The sequence below is a fragment of the Embleya sp. NPDC008237 genome, from assembly GCF_042956465.1.
Taxonomy (GTDB): domain Bacteria; phylum Actinomycetota; class Actinomycetes; order Streptomycetales; family Streptomycetaceae; genus Embleya.
The window spans coordinates 383,043-399,276 of record NZ_JBIBGL010000006.1 but is presented as its reverse complement, the minus strand read 5'-3'; the positions used below and the strand labels follow the sequence as shown (position 1 = coordinate 399,276).

The following is a 16,234-nucleotide window of genomic DNA, read 5'->3' as shown; positions in this document are numbered from 1 at the left end:
TCGGCCGCGATCGAGCCTCCGCGACACTCGTCGAGCGACTGGCCCGACAGTGCTCGCACGGTGGGCCGGCAACGATCGGGGCGTCAGACTCTGGGACACGCGCCGCCGGCGCCCGATCGGCACGCTCGCCGGGCACGACGGCTCGGTGTGGGCGGTCGCCTTCCCCCGCCGGGCGCGGACCCTGGTCGGCGCGGACAGCGACGGCACGATCGGAATCTGGGACACCGACGTCGACAACAGCGCCGGCCGTATCCGCCGGGCGCTCGGCACTCCCGCGGATCACACACCATGACGAACTGCCTTGCGTTCCTCGCCGATCGCGGGCGAGGCTCGTCCGGCGACCGCGATCAGGGGCGGTCGGCGCCGGCCGCCGCCCCGGCCGCGACCGCGCGCGATCCGAATCGCGGATCGGAAGCAACCACCCCTGCGCACACCGATGTTCGCCGCACCATGCGCCCCGGGTGATGCGCCACACGTCGGCCCGGGCCCGCCCTCCGTAACCGAACGGCGGGGGCCCACCCGCGCTTCGCCCACGCCACCGAATCGGGCGAACCCGCTTACTTCGCACGGCCGTTGGCTCCGACGGCCGTGGACCCGTACCCGGGGTCGGCCCCGGTGTTGCCCGTTGCCTGCGGCCGATTCAGCGGCGCGGACGGCCGCGCGTCGCCTCGGCGTGTGCCCGTTCGAAGAAGGTTCGGCCCCCCGGGTAGGTCCAGGGCAGGTGAAAGCCCTGGTGGTCGGTCGCCTCGAACCGCAGCGCGAGTTCGGACCAGCGCTGGGACCTGGCCAACGCGTAGCCCAGCGCGCTGTGGTCGGACAGGGCGCTGGGGTGGCGCGGCGAGGCGTCCACGGGGTAGCGGTCGAGGGCGGTGTCGAGGTCCGTCTGTCGGGCGGCGGCCCGCCAGAAGTCGGTGTCGTCCGCGTTCCCGTCCCGGTTCATCCGCTGGGCGTACTCGATGTGCGCCTCGACGAGCAGGATCACCAGGGGCGAGCCGTCCGGCGCGTCGGCCGCGGCCTTGCGCGCGAACTCGTACATGTCGGTGTGCGATCCGCGCCATTTCTCGCACAGGTACTGCAACGCCGCGTCGTGACCGGCGCGATGCCGCGGATCGCGTTCGCACAGCGCCTGCCACCGGGCGTCGAACACGGCGCGCGAGACGCCGAGTCCGCGACACACACGCAACCACGAGACCCACGGGGTGGGATCGTCGGCCGCGGCCTCGGTCGCGAGCAGGCACGCGCGGTCGGCCTCGATCAACAGCTCGTGGAAGTCGGCGAATCGGTGTCCGCTGGTGAGGCTCGCCGGTTTCGCGCCGCGCGCGTTCCAGGCCGCACGCACCGCCGCCGCGGCCGCCACCACCAGCGGATCCGGCGACTCGGGTCGCTCGGTGCGCCATGTCCACAACCACTCCGGGTGCAGCGCCGCGACCTCGCCCAGCGCGGTCACGGCGACCACCCGACGTGCCCAATCCCGTCCCACCCGATCCAACAGCGCGGCAGCCGGCGCGAAGTCGCCGTCGCGCGCGAGACCTTGCCCGACGGCGCGGATCTCGTCGTCGTCCAGCGCGGCGTCCCACACCAACACGGGTGCCGGCGTGGCCGAACGCACCGACGTGAATCGTCCCCAGAGTGACATGGGCATGGATCCTATGCGCCTGCCTGACCCACCGTCAGGGGGAAAAGCGGAAGCCCCGGAGCACACCCGCCGCCGGCCGCCCGAACAGCCGCGTGCCACCGGGACTCGGCCGTGGCGCCCTTCCCCGCTCCCCGCTCCACCGATCCGCCCGATTCCACCGATGTGCCCGACTCCTGCGGTCGACGTTCACGGCCGAGCAGCCGGACGGGGTGCCGCCGGCCGCGACCCGGTGCGAGAAGCACGACCTGTCCTCCACCGACGGGCACTCGTCCGTACCCGAGGTCACGCCCGCGATCGATCCGCCGCGGCGGGCGCGTACCGACTTCGACCCTTCCCACGCGATCGCCGCACGCCTCGGCGAGCCGGCGCGCGAGCATCCGGCAGCCGGCGCGATCCGGTGACCACCGTGCTCGGGCACGACACTCGGGCGAGATCGACCAGCCGGGCGGGTTCGCCCTGGACCGGCGGGATCGCCCGGGGTCGGCAACCGGGCAGTGCCCACCGGCGCGGGGGTGGGCACTGCCGAATCCGACCGTGGTCGAAGGCGACCACCCGGCGGTGGCAGCCGGGACGGGCACGCCCGATGGCAGCCGGGATGGGCGCGCCCCGGGCCCTCGTCGACACGCGGGGTCTGGCCGCCACGGGCACCACCTTCGACGTCGCGCGCGAGGTCGGGGGGCCGGGTCGTCGTGCTCGCGGTGCCGCCGGCCGCGCCTCTCCCGTTCAGCCGCCTCGGGCACGCCTTCGGCGACCGGCCGGGCCACCTCTTCGGGCTTCCCGACCACGGCCGCTCCCGACGTGGTGCGCAACGTCCGGGACGAGGCGGCCGGCGCCGAGGCCGACGTCGAACGCATCAAGGGTCGGCCGGATCGGCTTCCGACCGGCCGACCCTCCGCCCCGATGTCGTCCCCCGCAGCTCGACAACCGCCCGCCGGGCGCGACCCGGCCCGACGCTGCCGAGGGTGCGTCGATCCGTGGCACGGCAGGCTACGGGCTCAGAACGAGCCGCCGCCGTCACCGCCCCAGCCACCACCGCCGTCGCCGCCCCACCCGCCGAAGCCGCCGCCGCCGTCACCGCCGCCGAAGCCACCGAAGCCGCCGTCACCCATCCCGTCCGCGCCCGCGGCGTAGCCCATGTTCATGGACGCGCCGAGGGTGGTCCCGATCAGCAGGCCGGGCAGCAGCATGCCGCCGTACCAACCGGCCGCCCACGGCCCGTAGGCGGGGCCGGCCTCCCAATAGGGCCGGCGCCCACCGGGGGCGTCCACCTCGCGGATCGCCGGGTCGAGGCCGTCGTCCAGGCGCGCGGCGTCGGCCGCGCAGACCGGTACGTCCCGCTCGGCGCCGTCCGCCGGCGCCCAGCGCATGTCCCGCACGGACGGGCCGTGCCGCGGATCGAAGAAGCACGGCGGTCGGCGTTGCGGGAGCGGCGTACCCCGACGCCGGGCCTCCAGGGTCGCGAGGGCGAATCGCCCGTCGTCCAGTGCCTCGCTGACCGCACGCACGTCCGCGGGTTCGCGGGCCGCCGCCATGGCCGACTTCGCCCGCTCGTAGGCGTCGAGGGCGTTCGTCCATTCCGCGCGCATGCCGTCGTCGGAGTCGGCCGCACCCGGGTCGAAGGCGGCCCGTTCGAGCGTCTCGCCGTATGCGGTGATGTCCTCGTCCACCACGGGCCGCACCTGCTCCAATTCCTCCCGGGCCCGGGCCGCCCGGCGGGTACGGCTGCGCCTGCGCACCAGCAGGAGGCCGCCGACCCCGGCTGCGATCACGACCGCGACCACGGTGAGGCCGACCCACGACGAGCCGCCGCGGTCGCCTGCGGGTGCCGATCCCTGCCGCGCGTCGGCCACGGCCCCGTCCACGAAGGCGGTGAGCAGACCCGGCCCGTCGCCCTGGTGCGCGGCGAGCACGTCGCTCTTGAGCGTGGCGAGTCGCGCCCGGGACATCACCGACGCATCGGCCGCGGCATCGAAGGTACGGCCCACCGCGACCGCGTACACCCCCGGTCGGCCCACCTGCTCGCGCAGGCCGGACAGTACCGCCGCGGGCGAACCGGCCGTCGCGAGCGGCGAGTCGGCCGGTACGGCGACCACGAAGACCGGCTTGCCGGACGACCGGATCCTGGCCCGCAACGCATCGGCGGTATCACCGGGCAGCACGTCCGCGGCTGCCGGAACGGTGTACACCGGATCGTCCCGCAGCGAGGCCGCGATCGTCCCGATGCCGCCGCCGGAGGCCGAGTGCGCGGGCGCCGACGCGAAGGCCAGGATCGCCAACACCAGCGTCAACCCGAGTACGGCCGCCCTCGACGGCAAAAGCTCGTAACGAAATGCACCTTTCGTCATGTATTCAGGCTACTGCCGCTCCGCAGGCCGGCCGGGTGGGCGGCGCGTACGGCCACCACCCACCCGCCCGGGTTCTGCCGGTGCTCAGCGCGGCTGCGCCGGGGACACCGAGGCCACCCGCCGGTCGTCGGGCCCGGCCTGGCAGGTCACGTCGCGGGCCGGGAGCCGGCCGGTGACCAGGTAGGCGGTGGTCGCCTCGTCGGCACACCGATTGCCGGAGTAGGTGTACACGCCGTGACCCTCGCCCCCGTCGACGGTGATCATGCGCGAGCCCTCGAGCGCGCGGTGCATCGACCGGGCCGCGACGAGCGGGGTCTGCGAGTCCCATTCGTTCTGCACGATGAGCGTGGGCACCCGGTTGTCCACGACGGTGAGCGGCTCGCGGGGTGCGTTCCAGAACGCGCAGGGCGTGATGCCCGACGCGTGGTCGCCGTAGAGCGGGTAGCGGATCGTGTCGAGTGCGGATTCCACCCGGTACCGCCAGGGGTCGCTCGGCCACCGGGTGTCGCCGCAGAGCACCGACCACGTCCCCGATATGTCGGGCTCGTCCACGGACGTCCCGGGCAGTTCGGGGGTCGGCTCACCGGCCGCGGCCTGCTTCAGGATCGCCACCCACTTCGCCGCCTCGGCGACGGTGGCGAACATGGGCCGGTAGTTCTCCCGGATCCGTACGCCGTCCAGGGGGGTGGTGCCGACGACGATCGGCTCACGGTCCGCACGGGCGACCAGGTCCCGGAAGGTCGCGGTGACCCGGGCCGGGGTGTCGCCGAGGTGATACGTGTCCGAGCGTTCCGCGGTCCACTGCGCCCACCGCCGGAAATTGGCCTCGCCTTCCGAGCCCCAGAGGCGGAACATCTCGCGCCACATCCGGTCGGGGTCGACCGCGCTGTCGAGCACGAAGCGGTCGGCACGGGAGGGAAACAGTTGTGTGTAGACCGCGCCGAGGGCGGTGCCGTAGGACACGCCCAGGTAGGAGATCCTCCGCTCACCCAGCACCGTCCGGATCACGTCCATGTCCCGGGCCGTGTTGCGGGTGGTGATGTACGGAAGCAGATCACCCGCGCGCGCACGGCACTTGTCCGCAACCGTGCGGGCCCAAGCGACGTTCGAGTCGAACGTGCGGTAGGGGCGGAAAAGGGTCCCCTCCTCGTGGGTGAGGCCGCACCGGACGGGAGTGCTGCGGCCGATGCCGCGCGGGTCGAAGCCGATGCGGTCGTAGCGGTCCTTCACCGGTTGCGGCAGGGTGGCGTCCATCTCCCAGGGCAGGCCGAGCCCGGGGCCGCCGGGACCGCCGGGGTTGAGCAGCAGGACACCGTGTCGCTCGGCCGGATTCGCCGCCTTGATCCGGGAGATCGCCACGTCGATGGCGCGACCGGTCGGATTGCGGTAGTCCAGCGGCACCCGGACGGTGGCGCACTCGAAGGAGGCGGGCGTATCCGCGCCGCAGCGCTGCCAGTTCGGGTGTTGTCGCGCGTAGGCACCGAGGTCCCCCGACTCGTCGGCCGGGACCGGGGCCGCGCCCGCGGTTCCGGCGGCGAGGGTGGGCGTGAGGCCGGCGATGACGGCAACGGCGAGCAGCGGGGCGAGCCGACGCCTGCGCAACCTTCCGAATCTCGACCGAATACCCTGCGCGGCAAGGAAGTTCGTGGAATCACGTCGAACGCGAGATTGTTCCTGTGATCGCATGCCAGGGAGGCTACGAACCCGAAACGCGACCGACCTCATCCTCGGGCACGAGGGACTCGGGTACCGGGCCGCAGACCGAAGCGCATCGCACATCCCCCGCCGGGAGCAGGACTTCGGTACCGGGGCATCGCCGGCGACCGGCACCTGCGATCGAGGGCCACGGTCGGCCGGAGGATCGACGCCCGCGCCGCCGAACCCCTGACATCATGACGCCCGACCCATGCCCAACCGAGACCGGCGAGCCGTCCATACGCCCACGCAACCGCACCGACACGAGCCGCCGCGCAACACCCCAACTACCGCGGCCTGCACGCGATATGACCCGGCGAACCGCCCAAGGACGCGACGCGGGCAAACCTGCGCCCACATGCGCCCCGCACCCGAGCACCCCCGCTCCCCCACACACCGCCGGACCGCTCGCGCGCACCCCACCCGCACGCCGACCACCTGCCGTCGCCCACGCACTCCCGCCGCCGCCCCCGCCTCCCCATGCGTCGCCCGCCCGGCCGGGCGTCGGACGCCGGCGCGTCGCCGGCGCGTGACCTCACGCCCGGGCGCGCAGCGTGCCGCCCGGCAGCCGCAGCAGCCGCTCGGCCGTTGCGATGGCCATGTCGTGCAGGGCCGGGTGGTCGAACGGGGTGTCGTCGTTGCTGTACGCGCCGAGGCCGTCCACGTTGACCAGGATGTGCAGGGCGACCGCGAGCGGATCGTCCGTGGTGAACTCACCCGCACGTACGCCCTCGTCGACGAGCGCGGTGAGGGCGTCGCGGGTGAGTTCCTCCTGGCCTCGGACCGCCGCGCGCAGGCCGGGTTTGAACCGGCTGACGTGGCGTGCGTTGAGCCACAGCCGGCCGAGGTCGACGTACTCGCCGTCGGTCAGGCGCGTCAGGAAGCGGGCGAGTCGATCGATGGGGGCGAGCCCGGCCTCCGCATCCGGGAGCAGCGACCCGCGTTCCTTGGTCGCGGCGTGGGTGAAGGCCTCGCTCACCAGGTCGTCGGCGGCCGGGAAATAGTGGCCGATGAGTCCGGGGCGCACACCGAGTTCGTCGGCGACGCGTCGGAGCGTGATGCGTTCGAGTCCCTCCTCGAGGGCGATCCGCGCGGCGGTGTGCACGATCTCGGCGCGGCGCTCCTCGGGCATCTTGCGAACCCGCGGCACCGGGGGGCTTGACGTCATACCGACCACCCTATTGGATGTGTGGCCAATACCCCATTGGCCAAGAGACCAATAGCAGTGGTTGCTAGTGGTGTGACCCCGAGAGGTCTCGACGTATGAACCACGCACTCCCCGCCCCGGCGCCCGACACATACGCCGGCGGCCAGGCGGGCCGCCCGGAGACCCGGGGCATCGACCAGGTCCCCGAGGCCGAGCGCCACGGGCGACCGCGCGAACTCTTCGCCATCTGGGCCGCCCCGAACGTCAGCTATCTGAGCTTCGTCGTGGGCGCGGCGTTGATCCTGATGGGACTCTCGCCGGCCCAGGCCATCGGGGTCACGCTGGTCGGCAATCTGCTGTGGATCTGTACGGGCGTCATCGCCGTCAGCGGCCCGGCCGCCGGCACGAGCGGATCGGTCGTCTCCCGCGCCATGTACGGCGTGCTGGGCAACCGGGTCGTCCTGGTCCTCACCGGATGGCTCATCGCATCCGCCTACCTGGCCCTGAACTGGTCGGCCGCCTCCGTCGCGGGCATCGGCCTCGCCAAGCGGCTCGGCCTCCCCGACAACGCCGCGGTCGAGGCCGTGATCGTCTGCGCGATCGCCGGCGGCACCCTGCTCATCGCGATCTTCGGCCACGCCACGATCGTGCGCCTGTACGCCGCCCTCAGCGCCTTCCTCACCCTGGTCTTCGTCGTCGTGACCGGCTACGTGCTCGCCAACACCGACTGGTCCTACGCCCCCGCCGAACCGCTGCGCGGAACCGCCCTGTTCGCCACCCTCACCGCGGGCTTCACCATCGTCGCCTCCTCCCCCCTGTCCTACAGCAACAGCCCGGACCTGGCCCGCTACCTCCCGCGCGACAGCAACCCCCTCGCGATCGCCGGCTGGACGGCCCTGGGCGCATACCTGCCCAGCGTCGTCTTCACGAGCGTCGGCGTCCTCGCGGCCACCACCCTGGACATGAGCGACCCGCAACGCGCCCTGGAGAGCATCCTCCCGGGCTGGTTCATCCCCCTGTTCGTCATCGCGGTCGTCGCCAACACCATGGCGAACAACGGCATGACCGCCTACAGCGCCGGTCTCTCCATCCAGTCCGTCGGCGTCCGCCTCGCCCGGATCCCGGCCGTCGTCATCATCGGCGTCCTGGGCACGACCATGACGCTCTTCGCGACCCTGGTCTTCGACTTCCTCACGAGCGTCAACACGATGCTCGAACTCGTGGTGGTCGTCACCGGTCCGGCCATGGCGGTGGCCGTGACCGACCTGCTCCTGCGCCGCAACCGCTACGACGGATCCGCCCTTCTCGCGGCACGACGCGACGGCCCGTTCGGGTACCGCGGCGGCGTGCACGTGGCCGGCGTCCTCGCCATCACCGTCGGCGGCCTCACCGCCGCGATGTGCGTGACCACGAGCTTTTGGACCGGCCCCCTGGCCACGGTCACGGGCGACCTCGACCTGGCCATCCCGGGCGGGATGCTCACCGCCGCGGCGATCTACTGGGGCGTGGCCCGCGTCATGCGATCGATCCCGCGCGCATGACCCGCACCCCCGCCGCACGCGACGCCCGAGCCATCCGCGTCACCGCCGGGCTCGGGCCGGCCGCGAACGCCCCGATCAGCACCCCCATACCGGTCCCGACCCCGAAAGCGAACCACCCCGTGCACGCCGACGTCATTGTGCTCGCCCGACACGTCGAACACCTCCACCCCGATACCGATCCGAAGACGGGCACACCCCCGGCCCCGGCCCCGCTCCCGGACAGGGACACGCGGGGCCACACGACGGATGCGACCGCCGGGTCGTCCCCCTCGAACGCGGTCGCGATCCACGACGGCCGCATTCTCGCCGTCGGCGACGCCGCGACCGTCGCACCGCTTCGCGGCCCCGCCACGAGCGTGTACGAGTTCCCGGAGGCCACCATCCTGCCGGGCCTGGTCGACGTACACGCCCACCCCGTCTGGGGGTCGATCTCGATCGGGAGCGGCGTCGACCTGTCCGGCGCCGCCACCCTCGACGAGGTATGCCGACTCCTCGCGCCGGCCGCGGGCACGCACCCCGAGGACGCGTGGATCACGGGATACGACCTCGACGTGAACGCGTTCCCCGGCGAGCCGACCGGCGCCGTGCTCGGGGAGCGTTTCCCCGGACGCGCCGTCTCGCTGATGACCCGCGACGCACACGCGCTCGTCGTGAGCCCCCGCGTCGTGGAACTCGTCGGCCTCACCGGCCACGAGACCTTCACCGACGCCTCCTCGATCGAGGTCGACCCGGACGGCCGCCCCACCGGATACGTGGTCGAACTCCAGGCAATGGACCTGGTGTTCGCGCACTACCCCGACGTACCCGTGCCCACCGCCGCCGGGTACGTGCGGCGCGAACTCGAACGGCTGGCCCGCGGCGGCCTCACCGGCCTGCACGCCCTGGACTTCGCCGACCCCTCCGAGGCCGTCTACCGACACCTCGAACAGCACGGCGAGTTGCCGGTGCGCATCCGCTGCTCGCCCCTGGTGGCGGCCGACTCGGGCCCGGACGCGTGGCAGCACGTCGCCGATCTCCAGGGCCTGTGCGGTCGGCGCTGGCACGTCGAGGGGGTGAAGTTCATGCTCGACGGGACCGCGGACAACGGCACGGCCTGGTTCGAACGCCCGGACACGCACGGCGAGAACTGCGAACCGCTGTGGCGCGACGTGGACGCCTACCGCGCCGCGATGCGGTTCTTCGTCGAGCGCGGCATTCCCACCGCCACCCACGCGATCGGCGACCGGGCCGTGCGCTTCGCGCTCGACGTCATCGAGGAGATCGGACCGGTCCCCCGAGCCCCGCATCGCATCGAACACGTCGAGTCCATCCCCGACGACCTCCTCGGCCGCTTTGCCGAACTCGGCGTCGTGGCAAGCCTGCAACCCGCGCACGCCACCCGACACACCCGCGGCGACGGCACCGACAACTGGTCGCGGCGCATCGGACCCGACCGCGCCGCGCACGGCTGGCGCACCCGCGACCTCGTGGACCACCACGCCGTCGTGGCACTCGGCTCCGACTGGCCCATCGGCCCGGGAGATCCGCGCGTGGGGCTCGCCGACTGCCAACTGCGCCGCCCCGTCGACGAACCGGGCACCATGCCGGTACAGCCGCAGCAGGCGCTCACGGCACGTGAGGCATACGCGGGCATGACGCTCGCCGCCGCCCACGCCGCGGGCGCCTCGCACCGACTCGGCCGCATCGCCCCGGGGTACCTCGCCGACCTCACCGTCCTGGCCGCGAACCCCCTCGACCTCACCCCCGAGGCCCAGGCCCGCAATCCCGTGTTCGCCACTGTCGTCGACGGCAACGTCCTGCTGCACCCCCACCTCCCCGAGGACCGCCCGTGACCGCCGCACCTAGCCCCCACCCCGAACCCCGAACCCGCCTGCACATCACCACCGCCGGCGACCCCCGCACCCGCGGCATCGCCCGCGGGCAGGCACTGCGCGCGGGCATCCACGGGGCAATCGAGACCTACGACCGGCTCTTCGCGCTCGGCGGCATCACCCCCGAGCTGGTCCACGACCACGCCGACCGCGCCCTGGACACGATCGACGGCTTCCGCCCCGGCGCCCGCGCCGAGATCGAGGGCATCGCCGCAGGCGCACACGTGCCGACGTGGCGCATCGCGGCCCTGAACGCCCGCACCGAGATCCTCGCCCACAGCACGACCGTGCCGCCGGGCGAATGCACCACCGTGGTACGCCGGTTCGACCGCGCGGTGGCCTCCGCCGCGCCCACGTTCGGCATCCAGACCTGGGACTGGCACGTCGAACTCGCCGACCACTGGCACACGTTCGCAGCGCGCGGCGGCCGGCACGACGTGGTCGGGCTGACCGAACACGGCATCCTCGGCAAGATCGGCATCAACAGCGCCGGCCTCGCCTTGCACTTCAACATCCTGGGCCACGTGCGCGACGGGGTCGGCGGCATCCCCATGCACGTATTGGCGGCGATCGTCCTCGAAGAGGCCGCCGACGTCACCGAGGCACTGGAGATCGTCCGCAGCGCCCCGATCGCCTCCTCCGGATCGTTCGCGCTGTTCGATCCCTCACGTGCCGTCCTCCTGGACCTGAGCCCCGCGGGCGTCTTCGAGATCGAACCCGAGAACGGCGTCCTGCTGCGCACCAACCACTTCCTCACCCCGATACCCGCGGCGAACGAGAAGACCTGGCTCTACCAGCCCGACTCGACCGAGCGCCGCGACTTCGTCCAGGCCCGCCTCGCCCGCCGCGGCGCACCGAACACGCCCGACGAACTGGTGGACCTGCTGGTCACCGGGGCGGGCGAACCACCCGTGACCTGCGTCGCCGATCCGGACAAGCCGCTCGGCCAACGCTGGGCCACGCTCGCCACCGTCATCCTCGAACCCGCCACCCGCACCGCGACCATCCTCGACGGCACCCCCGCCGACGCCGCCTCCGGAACCTGGCGCAGCCTCACGGCGTGATGACTCGACGGCTGCGGAGCCGCCCGATGCACCACCGGGACCGTGGCGCAGCCGTCGAGGACCTGCGGCCCGCGGGGGCGGGCGATCACGGTGGCGACGGTCGGCGGACCGACTCGCCCGCGCTCGTCGAGGGCACGTCCAGGTGTGCCAGCACCCGGTCGACCCGATGGCGCCAGGTGTGCCGGTGGAGCACCTGGCGTCGGGCCCGCTCGCCGAGCGCGGTGCGCAGCGGTTCGTCGGCGAGGAGTTCGGTGATCGCCTGCGCCCAGGCGGCCGCGTCGGTGGGGGGACGCAGGAGGCAGTTGACCCGGTCGTCCAGGACCTCGCGCAGCACCGGCAGGTCGGAGGCGACGAGGGCGCGCCCGTGCGCCATGTACTCGAACATCTTCATCGGCGAGGCCCAACGACCCGTCTCGCAGTGCCCGTCGGCGGTGTAGACCCTGGCCTGGTACGGCGCCAGGACCACGTCGAACAGCGGGTAGTAGGCGCCCACGGTCGCGGGCGGCCGGTGTCCGTGGAAGTATGCGTTGGCCACGTGGTGCCGGGGCCGGGTCCAGTGCGCGAGGTCTTCGGGGGTGCCGCCGACCAGGTGGAAGTCGAGGTCGGGCAGCCGCCTCGCGAGGTCGAGGACGAGGTCGATGCCGCGCCCCTCGTACAGGTGTCCGACGTAACCGATCCGCCGCGCGTCCGGCCGCCCCGGCAGTTCCGGCCGGCCGGCCGCCCCGCCGCAGCCGTCCGGTGGGTCTGCTCCTTCGGGCGCGACCACGATCGGGAGCCGCGCCGATGCGCCGTACACACGCCGGTACTCGTGTTCGAGCGCCCCGGTGATCACCACGATCCGCGCGAGCACGTCCGCGTGCAGCAGGTCGTGTTCGATGCGCAGGGTGTTCGGGTCGTCCCGCATGCGGTGGGTCTCGTACACCAGGGGTGCGATGCCGACCCCGACGGTGAGGGCGTACAGGTCGTGGCCGTAGATCAGGTCGGGGGCGTCCCGCACGAGCAGCCTGCGCACCCGTTCCGCGCGTACCCGGTAACCGGCCGGGGTGTAGTCCGGACTCGACACCGTGCGGATGCGGAACCGGTGGCGGACACCGTAGTAGGCATGCGGATCCTCGACCGCGAACGAGCCGGGCGCGGTGTACAGGCTCACCCGGTGGCCGGCCCGGGCGAAGGCGTCGCACATCCGCATGGCGTGCACGCTGTTGGCGTAGACGGAGGGCACGCTTCCCGGGTGCAGATAAGCGATGTGCACGGCCGGCTACGCCCGGACCGATGCGACCGCCGGGCCCCACGTCGCGCCGCGTGTCGCGCGGTGCGTCCGGTCGGCGGCGATGCGCTCCTGCTCGGCCCGTCGGCCCACCCGGGCACGCGGACGCCGCTCGGGTGCAATGTCGTCCCGCGACATCTCGGGCTCCCTTCGGCCGGCCGACGTCGCCTCCAAGGGTCGACTTCCGCACCGTCGACGGGAAACGCCACAGCCGCCATGGTGTGGGCGGGAGCACCCTGCGGACAAGACGTGAACTCCGTTGCCCCGGGCGGCGGGTGAGATCGGACGGGCCGAAATCGCCCTTGTGTCCGCACTCGACGTGGTCGGTACACGACCGGGCGGCGGGCGACCGGGCGGTCACGAGGCCACGCATCCACGCGGTCCCGCAGCCATGGGTAGCCACGCAGTCGGCACGACGCGGTCGTGGGCGTCTCCCTCGGTCGGCGGGGACCGCCCTCTCCCGGCCCCGCGCCCTCCGCGCGACGCCGAGCACCGTGTTTCAGGACAACATCCTGATCACGTTCTCGGTGACGACGCGCACCTGCCGATCCAGCGGAAGCACGCGTGGCCAGTCGACCGTGGCGGCGGTGAAGACCGTGCCGCCGCGGGTGTACATGCCCAGGGTCGCCGCCCGCACGCCACCGCCGCCGTCCTCCCGCACGGCGTGGTGCCAGCCGGCGGCCGGGTCCGTGGGGAGTTCGGCGACACCCAGGATCGTGAAGTCGACCGGGGTGCCGTCCTCACCGGTGGCCACGGCCGTTCCCCGCGCGTCGCGGCGCAGCGCGGCGCCGTCGCATTCGTAGCCCACCAGGGCGTGTTCCACGCCGAGCAGGTCGCCGTCACGCAGCCCGGTGCCGGCGAAGAGCGGGTGGTGGGCGTGTTGCACGGTGAAGCCCAGCGGCGCTCGCGGACCGAGCCAGTGGCCGCCGCCGTTGCGGTAGCTGACGCCGATCAGGCTGTTCTCCGGTTCGCTTTCCCACCAGTGGTCGGGGGCACCGCGGAGCCCGTCGAGATCCGCGCCGAGCACGGCGCCGGGTGGGAACTTGGTGCACGCCAGGGCCGTGCCGTCCTCGGCGACCGTGACGCGCCACCAGCAGGTGTTCGCGCCGAAGACGGCGATGTTGCCGCCGCGGTCGCGGAAGGCGGTGACGTGTCGGCGGGTGCGGGCGCTCCAGTACTCGTCGTGTCCGGCGGAGAGCAACAGCCGGTATCCGTGCAGGATTTCCGGCGTGGTGTGCAGGTCGAGGTCGGTGCAGTAGTCGATCGTGTGGCCGTTCGCCTCCAGCCATGCGATGAAGGGCGCGTCCCAGTGCGCGAACGTCTGGCGCGGGGTGCGCGGGTCGTGGGCGTCCGGCCGGCCCTTGACCGGCCCGCCGATGCCGCCCCCGGGGCGGCGCAGGTCGACGATCCTGGTGCCGCCGGGCGGCGGCGTCGCCCGGTGGTGGATCGAGCGGTACAGGCAGCCGCCGCCGCTCTCGTTGTAGGCGTGGTAGGTGAAGATCGGCACCTTGTAGAGGATGCGTGCGGCGGGCACGCGGGGCGTGACCACGAACAACATCCGCCCCGCGCGTGCGTCCGCCGCCTCGGCGCTGTTCGGGGCCGGCTTCGGCGGCCCGTCGGCGTCCGCGCGCAGGATGGCCAGGTACACCCCGGTGGGCCAGTCCGCGGGCACCGGGAAGTCGTGGCCGGGCCAGTCCCAGTCCTCGTCGTGCCGGCGGGCGGGCGCATGGCTGCCGTCCGCCTCCAGGGCGGCCATGTGACGCAGCGTGACACCGCATCGATACACGTCCACCCGGAAGCGACGGGCGCGGGTGGACACGTGCAGGCGCAGGGTGTCGCCGGCGCGGACGCCCGGCCGGGCCGGATAGCCGTCGACGGCCGGTGAAGCCGTCCCGGAGGCGGTGTCGTGGTGCGGATCGGGCATCAGGCGGCTCCGCAGGGCGCTCGAACGACGGCCGGCCCGGGCCGGCCGGGTGACCAGGGCTGCCTATCAGGATCCGCGTGCCCCACGCCATGCCGAGCGCGGAATCCGGCCACCGGGCGGCCGTCCCGGTGGGAGTACGGGGTGTGCCGACCGCACGCGCCCTGCCGTCGCCTGTCGTCGCCTGTCGTCTCCGGAAACGAACCGGGCTGCGCCACCGAGGAGTTGCCGGGCGAGCCACGGCCCGAAGCGCGCCCGAACCCGCGTCCGCCGCCCCGCGCGGCCGGCCGTACGCACCGCCTCGACCCCGGTCGTCCGCAGGCCGCGCACCTCCGTCGGGAACGCGCCGCACACGATCATCGTTTCCACAACCGATCGGATGGCCGATCCCATCGGGCGTTGTTACGCTTTCCAGGCGTCGTTCGACGTATCCCCCAGCCCTTTGCCGCGCGCCTGCCGTGGTCGTGCCGAGGTGTGCGGACGAGGAGGGAATCTCATGCGCCCTGCACAGCTCATTCGCTCCTTCGAGCAGATCACCACCGACCGGCTCGGCTCGGACCGACCCGTGGTCACCCTCTTCAGCGGCGGACTGGACAGCAGTTACCTGCTGTACCGGCTCCGCTACGGCGGCTTTCGCGAGATCCACGCCGTCAGCATCGACCTGGGCGAGGACGAGAGCAGCGCGGCGAAGCAGGCCATCGCCGACCGCCTCGGGGTACGGCTGCACATTCTCGACGGACGGCAGGCATTCGCCGAGGAGTTCGTGCGTCCCGCGATCACCGCGCAGGCCGTGTACCTGGACACCCACCCGGTCAGTTCCACGCTCAGTCGCCCGCTGATCGCGCGACTGGCCGTGCGGACGGCCCGCGAGTTGGGTGCCTGTGCGGTGCTGCACACGGCCAACCGCTCGCAGAACACGCTGCGCCGGCTCAACGGGGCGCTCGCCCTGCTCGGCTTCGACGGGTGGTACGGCAGCCCGTACGACCTGGAACCGGTCGATCGGGAGCGAAAGATCCGCGAACTCAAGGAAATCGGCCTGGACGAATTGAGCGATCGCGTGGTCAGCGGCGACTCCAACCTGTGGTGTCGCGAGTTCGAGTCGGGAATCCTGGACGACCCCGAAGAGCACTGCGTGCCCGAGCACATGTACCGGTGGAGCGCGATCCGCGACACGGGCGACAACGAGCGCATCGAGATCGGATTCGTCCACGGGGTGCCCCGGTCGGTCGACGGCGTCGAGATGCCGATGGTGGAGTTGATCGCCGCGCTCAATCGTCGGGTCGGTGCCTTCGGCATCGGCCGCTATGCCGGTCTCGAGCACCTCGACGACGGCGAGAAGGTCCTGGAGATCCGCGAGATGCCCGCCGCCTGCCTGCTGTTGCGCTCCTATCGGCAGGTGGAGTCGGCGACCCTGGCGGCGGAGACCATCCGCGAGAAGATGCACCTGGAGCAACTGTGGGTGCGGGAAGCGCTGGAGGGCCGCTGGTTCGGTGAACTGCGGGGCGCGGTGCAGTCGTTCATGGACTCCTGCGCGGAGCACACGACCGGTTCCGTCGAGTGGGCGCTGCGCGTCGGTGCGGCCGACACCCGTGGCGTGCACGCGGGTCGCCCCACCTACGTGCGCGATCGCGAAGCGTGGGAGAAGGAGTCGATCCGGGCCGAGAGCAGTGCGTACACGTGCGGCTACACGTGTACTCGAGGCGCCGCGTACAGCGGGGTTTGAGCCGCCGCCGATCGGAGGGACCCG

General features: G+C 72.9%; 11 protein-coding genes. 5 read left to right on the top strand and 6 right to left on the bottom strand.

Annotated elements, in window-relative coordinates:
• Nucleotides 1-49: 49 nt before the first annotated feature.
• Nucleotides 50-292: a hypothetical protein gene (locus tag ACFZBU_RS18485; RefSeq protein WP_391584653.1), complete on the top strand. Its 243-nt coding sequence runs from the start codon at nucleotides 50-52 to the stop codon at nucleotides 290-292.
• Nucleotides 293-640: 348 nt separating this feature from the next.
• Here the strand turns inward: ACFZBU_RS18485 and ACFZBU_RS18480 are convergent, their stop codons facing one another.
• The 4 genes from ACFZBU_RS18480 to ACFZBU_RS18465 form a co-directional block, all read right to left on the bottom strand.
• Nucleotides 641-1,636: a hypothetical protein gene (locus ACFZBU_RS18480; protein WP_391584652.1), complete on the bottom strand. Its 996-nt coding sequence runs from the start codon at nucleotides 1,634-1,636 to the stop codon at nucleotides 641-643.
• A gap of 995 nt (nucleotides 1,637-2,631) precedes the next feature.
• Nucleotides 2,632-3,981 carry a hypothetical protein gene (locus ACFZBU_RS18475; protein WP_391584651.1) on the bottom strand — a complete coding sequence of 450 codons (1,350 nt, stop codon included), beginning with the start codon at nucleotides 3,979-3,981 and terminating at the stop codon, nucleotides 2,632-2,634.
• An 84-nt stretch (nucleotides 3,982-4,065) separates the two neighbouring features.
• Nucleotides 4,066-5,583: an alpha/beta hydrolase gene (locus ACFZBU_RS18470; RefSeq protein WP_391584650.1), complete on the bottom strand. Its 1,518-nt coding sequence runs from the start codon at nucleotides 5,581-5,583 to the stop codon at nucleotides 4,066-4,068.
• Nucleotides 5,584-6,211: 628 nt separating this feature from the next.
• The gene (locus ACFZBU_RS18465; protein ID WP_391584649.1) at nucleotides 6,212-6,844 is read right to left on the bottom strand and encodes a TetR/AcrR family transcriptional regulator; all 633 of its coding nucleotides are present in this window, start codon (nucleotides 6,842-6,844) and stop codon (nucleotides 6,212-6,214) included.
• 95 nt (nucleotides 6,845-6,939) lie between these two features.
• Between ACFZBU_RS18465 and ACFZBU_RS18460 the strand changes: the two genes are divergently transcribed.
• The 3 genes from ACFZBU_RS18460 to ACFZBU_RS18450 are packed head-to-tail and all read left to right on the top strand — an operon-like array spanning nucleotide 6,940 to nucleotide 11,299.
• Nucleotides 6,940-8,364 (top strand): purine-cytosine permease family protein, encoded by a 1,425-nt coding sequence (locus tag ACFZBU_RS18460; RefSeq protein ID WP_391584648.1) that lies wholly within the window; start codon nucleotides 6,940-6,942, stop codon nucleotides 8,362-8,364.
• Nucleotides 8,361-10,196 carry an amidohydrolase gene (locus tag ACFZBU_RS18455; RefSeq protein ID WP_391584647.1) on the top strand — a complete coding sequence of 612 codons (1,836 nt, stop codon included), beginning with the start codon at nucleotides 8,361-8,363 and terminating at the stop codon, nucleotides 10,194-10,196. Before ACFZBU_RS18460 ends, ACFZBU_RS18455 begins: the two co-directional genes overlap by 4 nt.
• Nucleotides 10,193-11,299: a C45 family autoproteolytic acyltransferase/hydolase gene (locus ACFZBU_RS18450; protein ID WP_391584646.1), complete on the top strand. Its 1,107-nt coding sequence runs from the start codon at nucleotides 10,193-10,195 to the stop codon at nucleotides 11,297-11,299. The genes ACFZBU_RS18455 and ACFZBU_RS18450 overlap by 4 nt, the downstream gene beginning before the upstream one ends.
• Nucleotides 11,300-11,384: 85 nt before the next feature.
• Here the strand turns inward: ACFZBU_RS18450 and ACFZBU_RS18445 are convergent, their stop codons facing one another.
• Together ACFZBU_RS18445 and ACFZBU_RS18440 are read right to left on the bottom strand one after the other, a co-directional pair.
• The gene (locus ACFZBU_RS18445; protein WP_391584645.1) at nucleotides 11,385-12,521 is read right to left on the bottom strand and encodes a glycosyltransferase family 4 protein; all 1,137 of its coding nucleotides are present in this window, start codon (nucleotides 12,519-12,521) and stop codon (nucleotides 11,385-11,387) included.
• A 544-nt stretch (nucleotides 12,522-13,065) separates the two neighbouring features.
• The gene (locus ACFZBU_RS18440; protein WP_391584644.1) at nucleotides 13,066-14,490 is read right to left on the bottom strand and encodes a N,N-dimethylformamidase beta subunit family domain-containing protein; all 1,425 of its coding nucleotides are present in this window, start codon (nucleotides 14,488-14,490) and stop codon (nucleotides 13,066-13,068) included.
• A 493-nt stretch (nucleotides 14,491-14,983) separates the two neighbouring features.
• Between ACFZBU_RS18440 and ACFZBU_RS18435 the strand changes: the two genes are divergently transcribed.
• Nucleotides 14,984-16,210, top strand: a complete 1,227-nt coding sequence (locus ACFZBU_RS18435) for an argininosuccinate synthase-related protein (RefSeq protein ID WP_391584643.1) — start codon at nucleotides 14,984-14,986, stop codon at nucleotides 16,208-16,210.
• The last annotated feature ends 24 nt before the right edge of the window (nucleotides 16,211-16,234 follow it).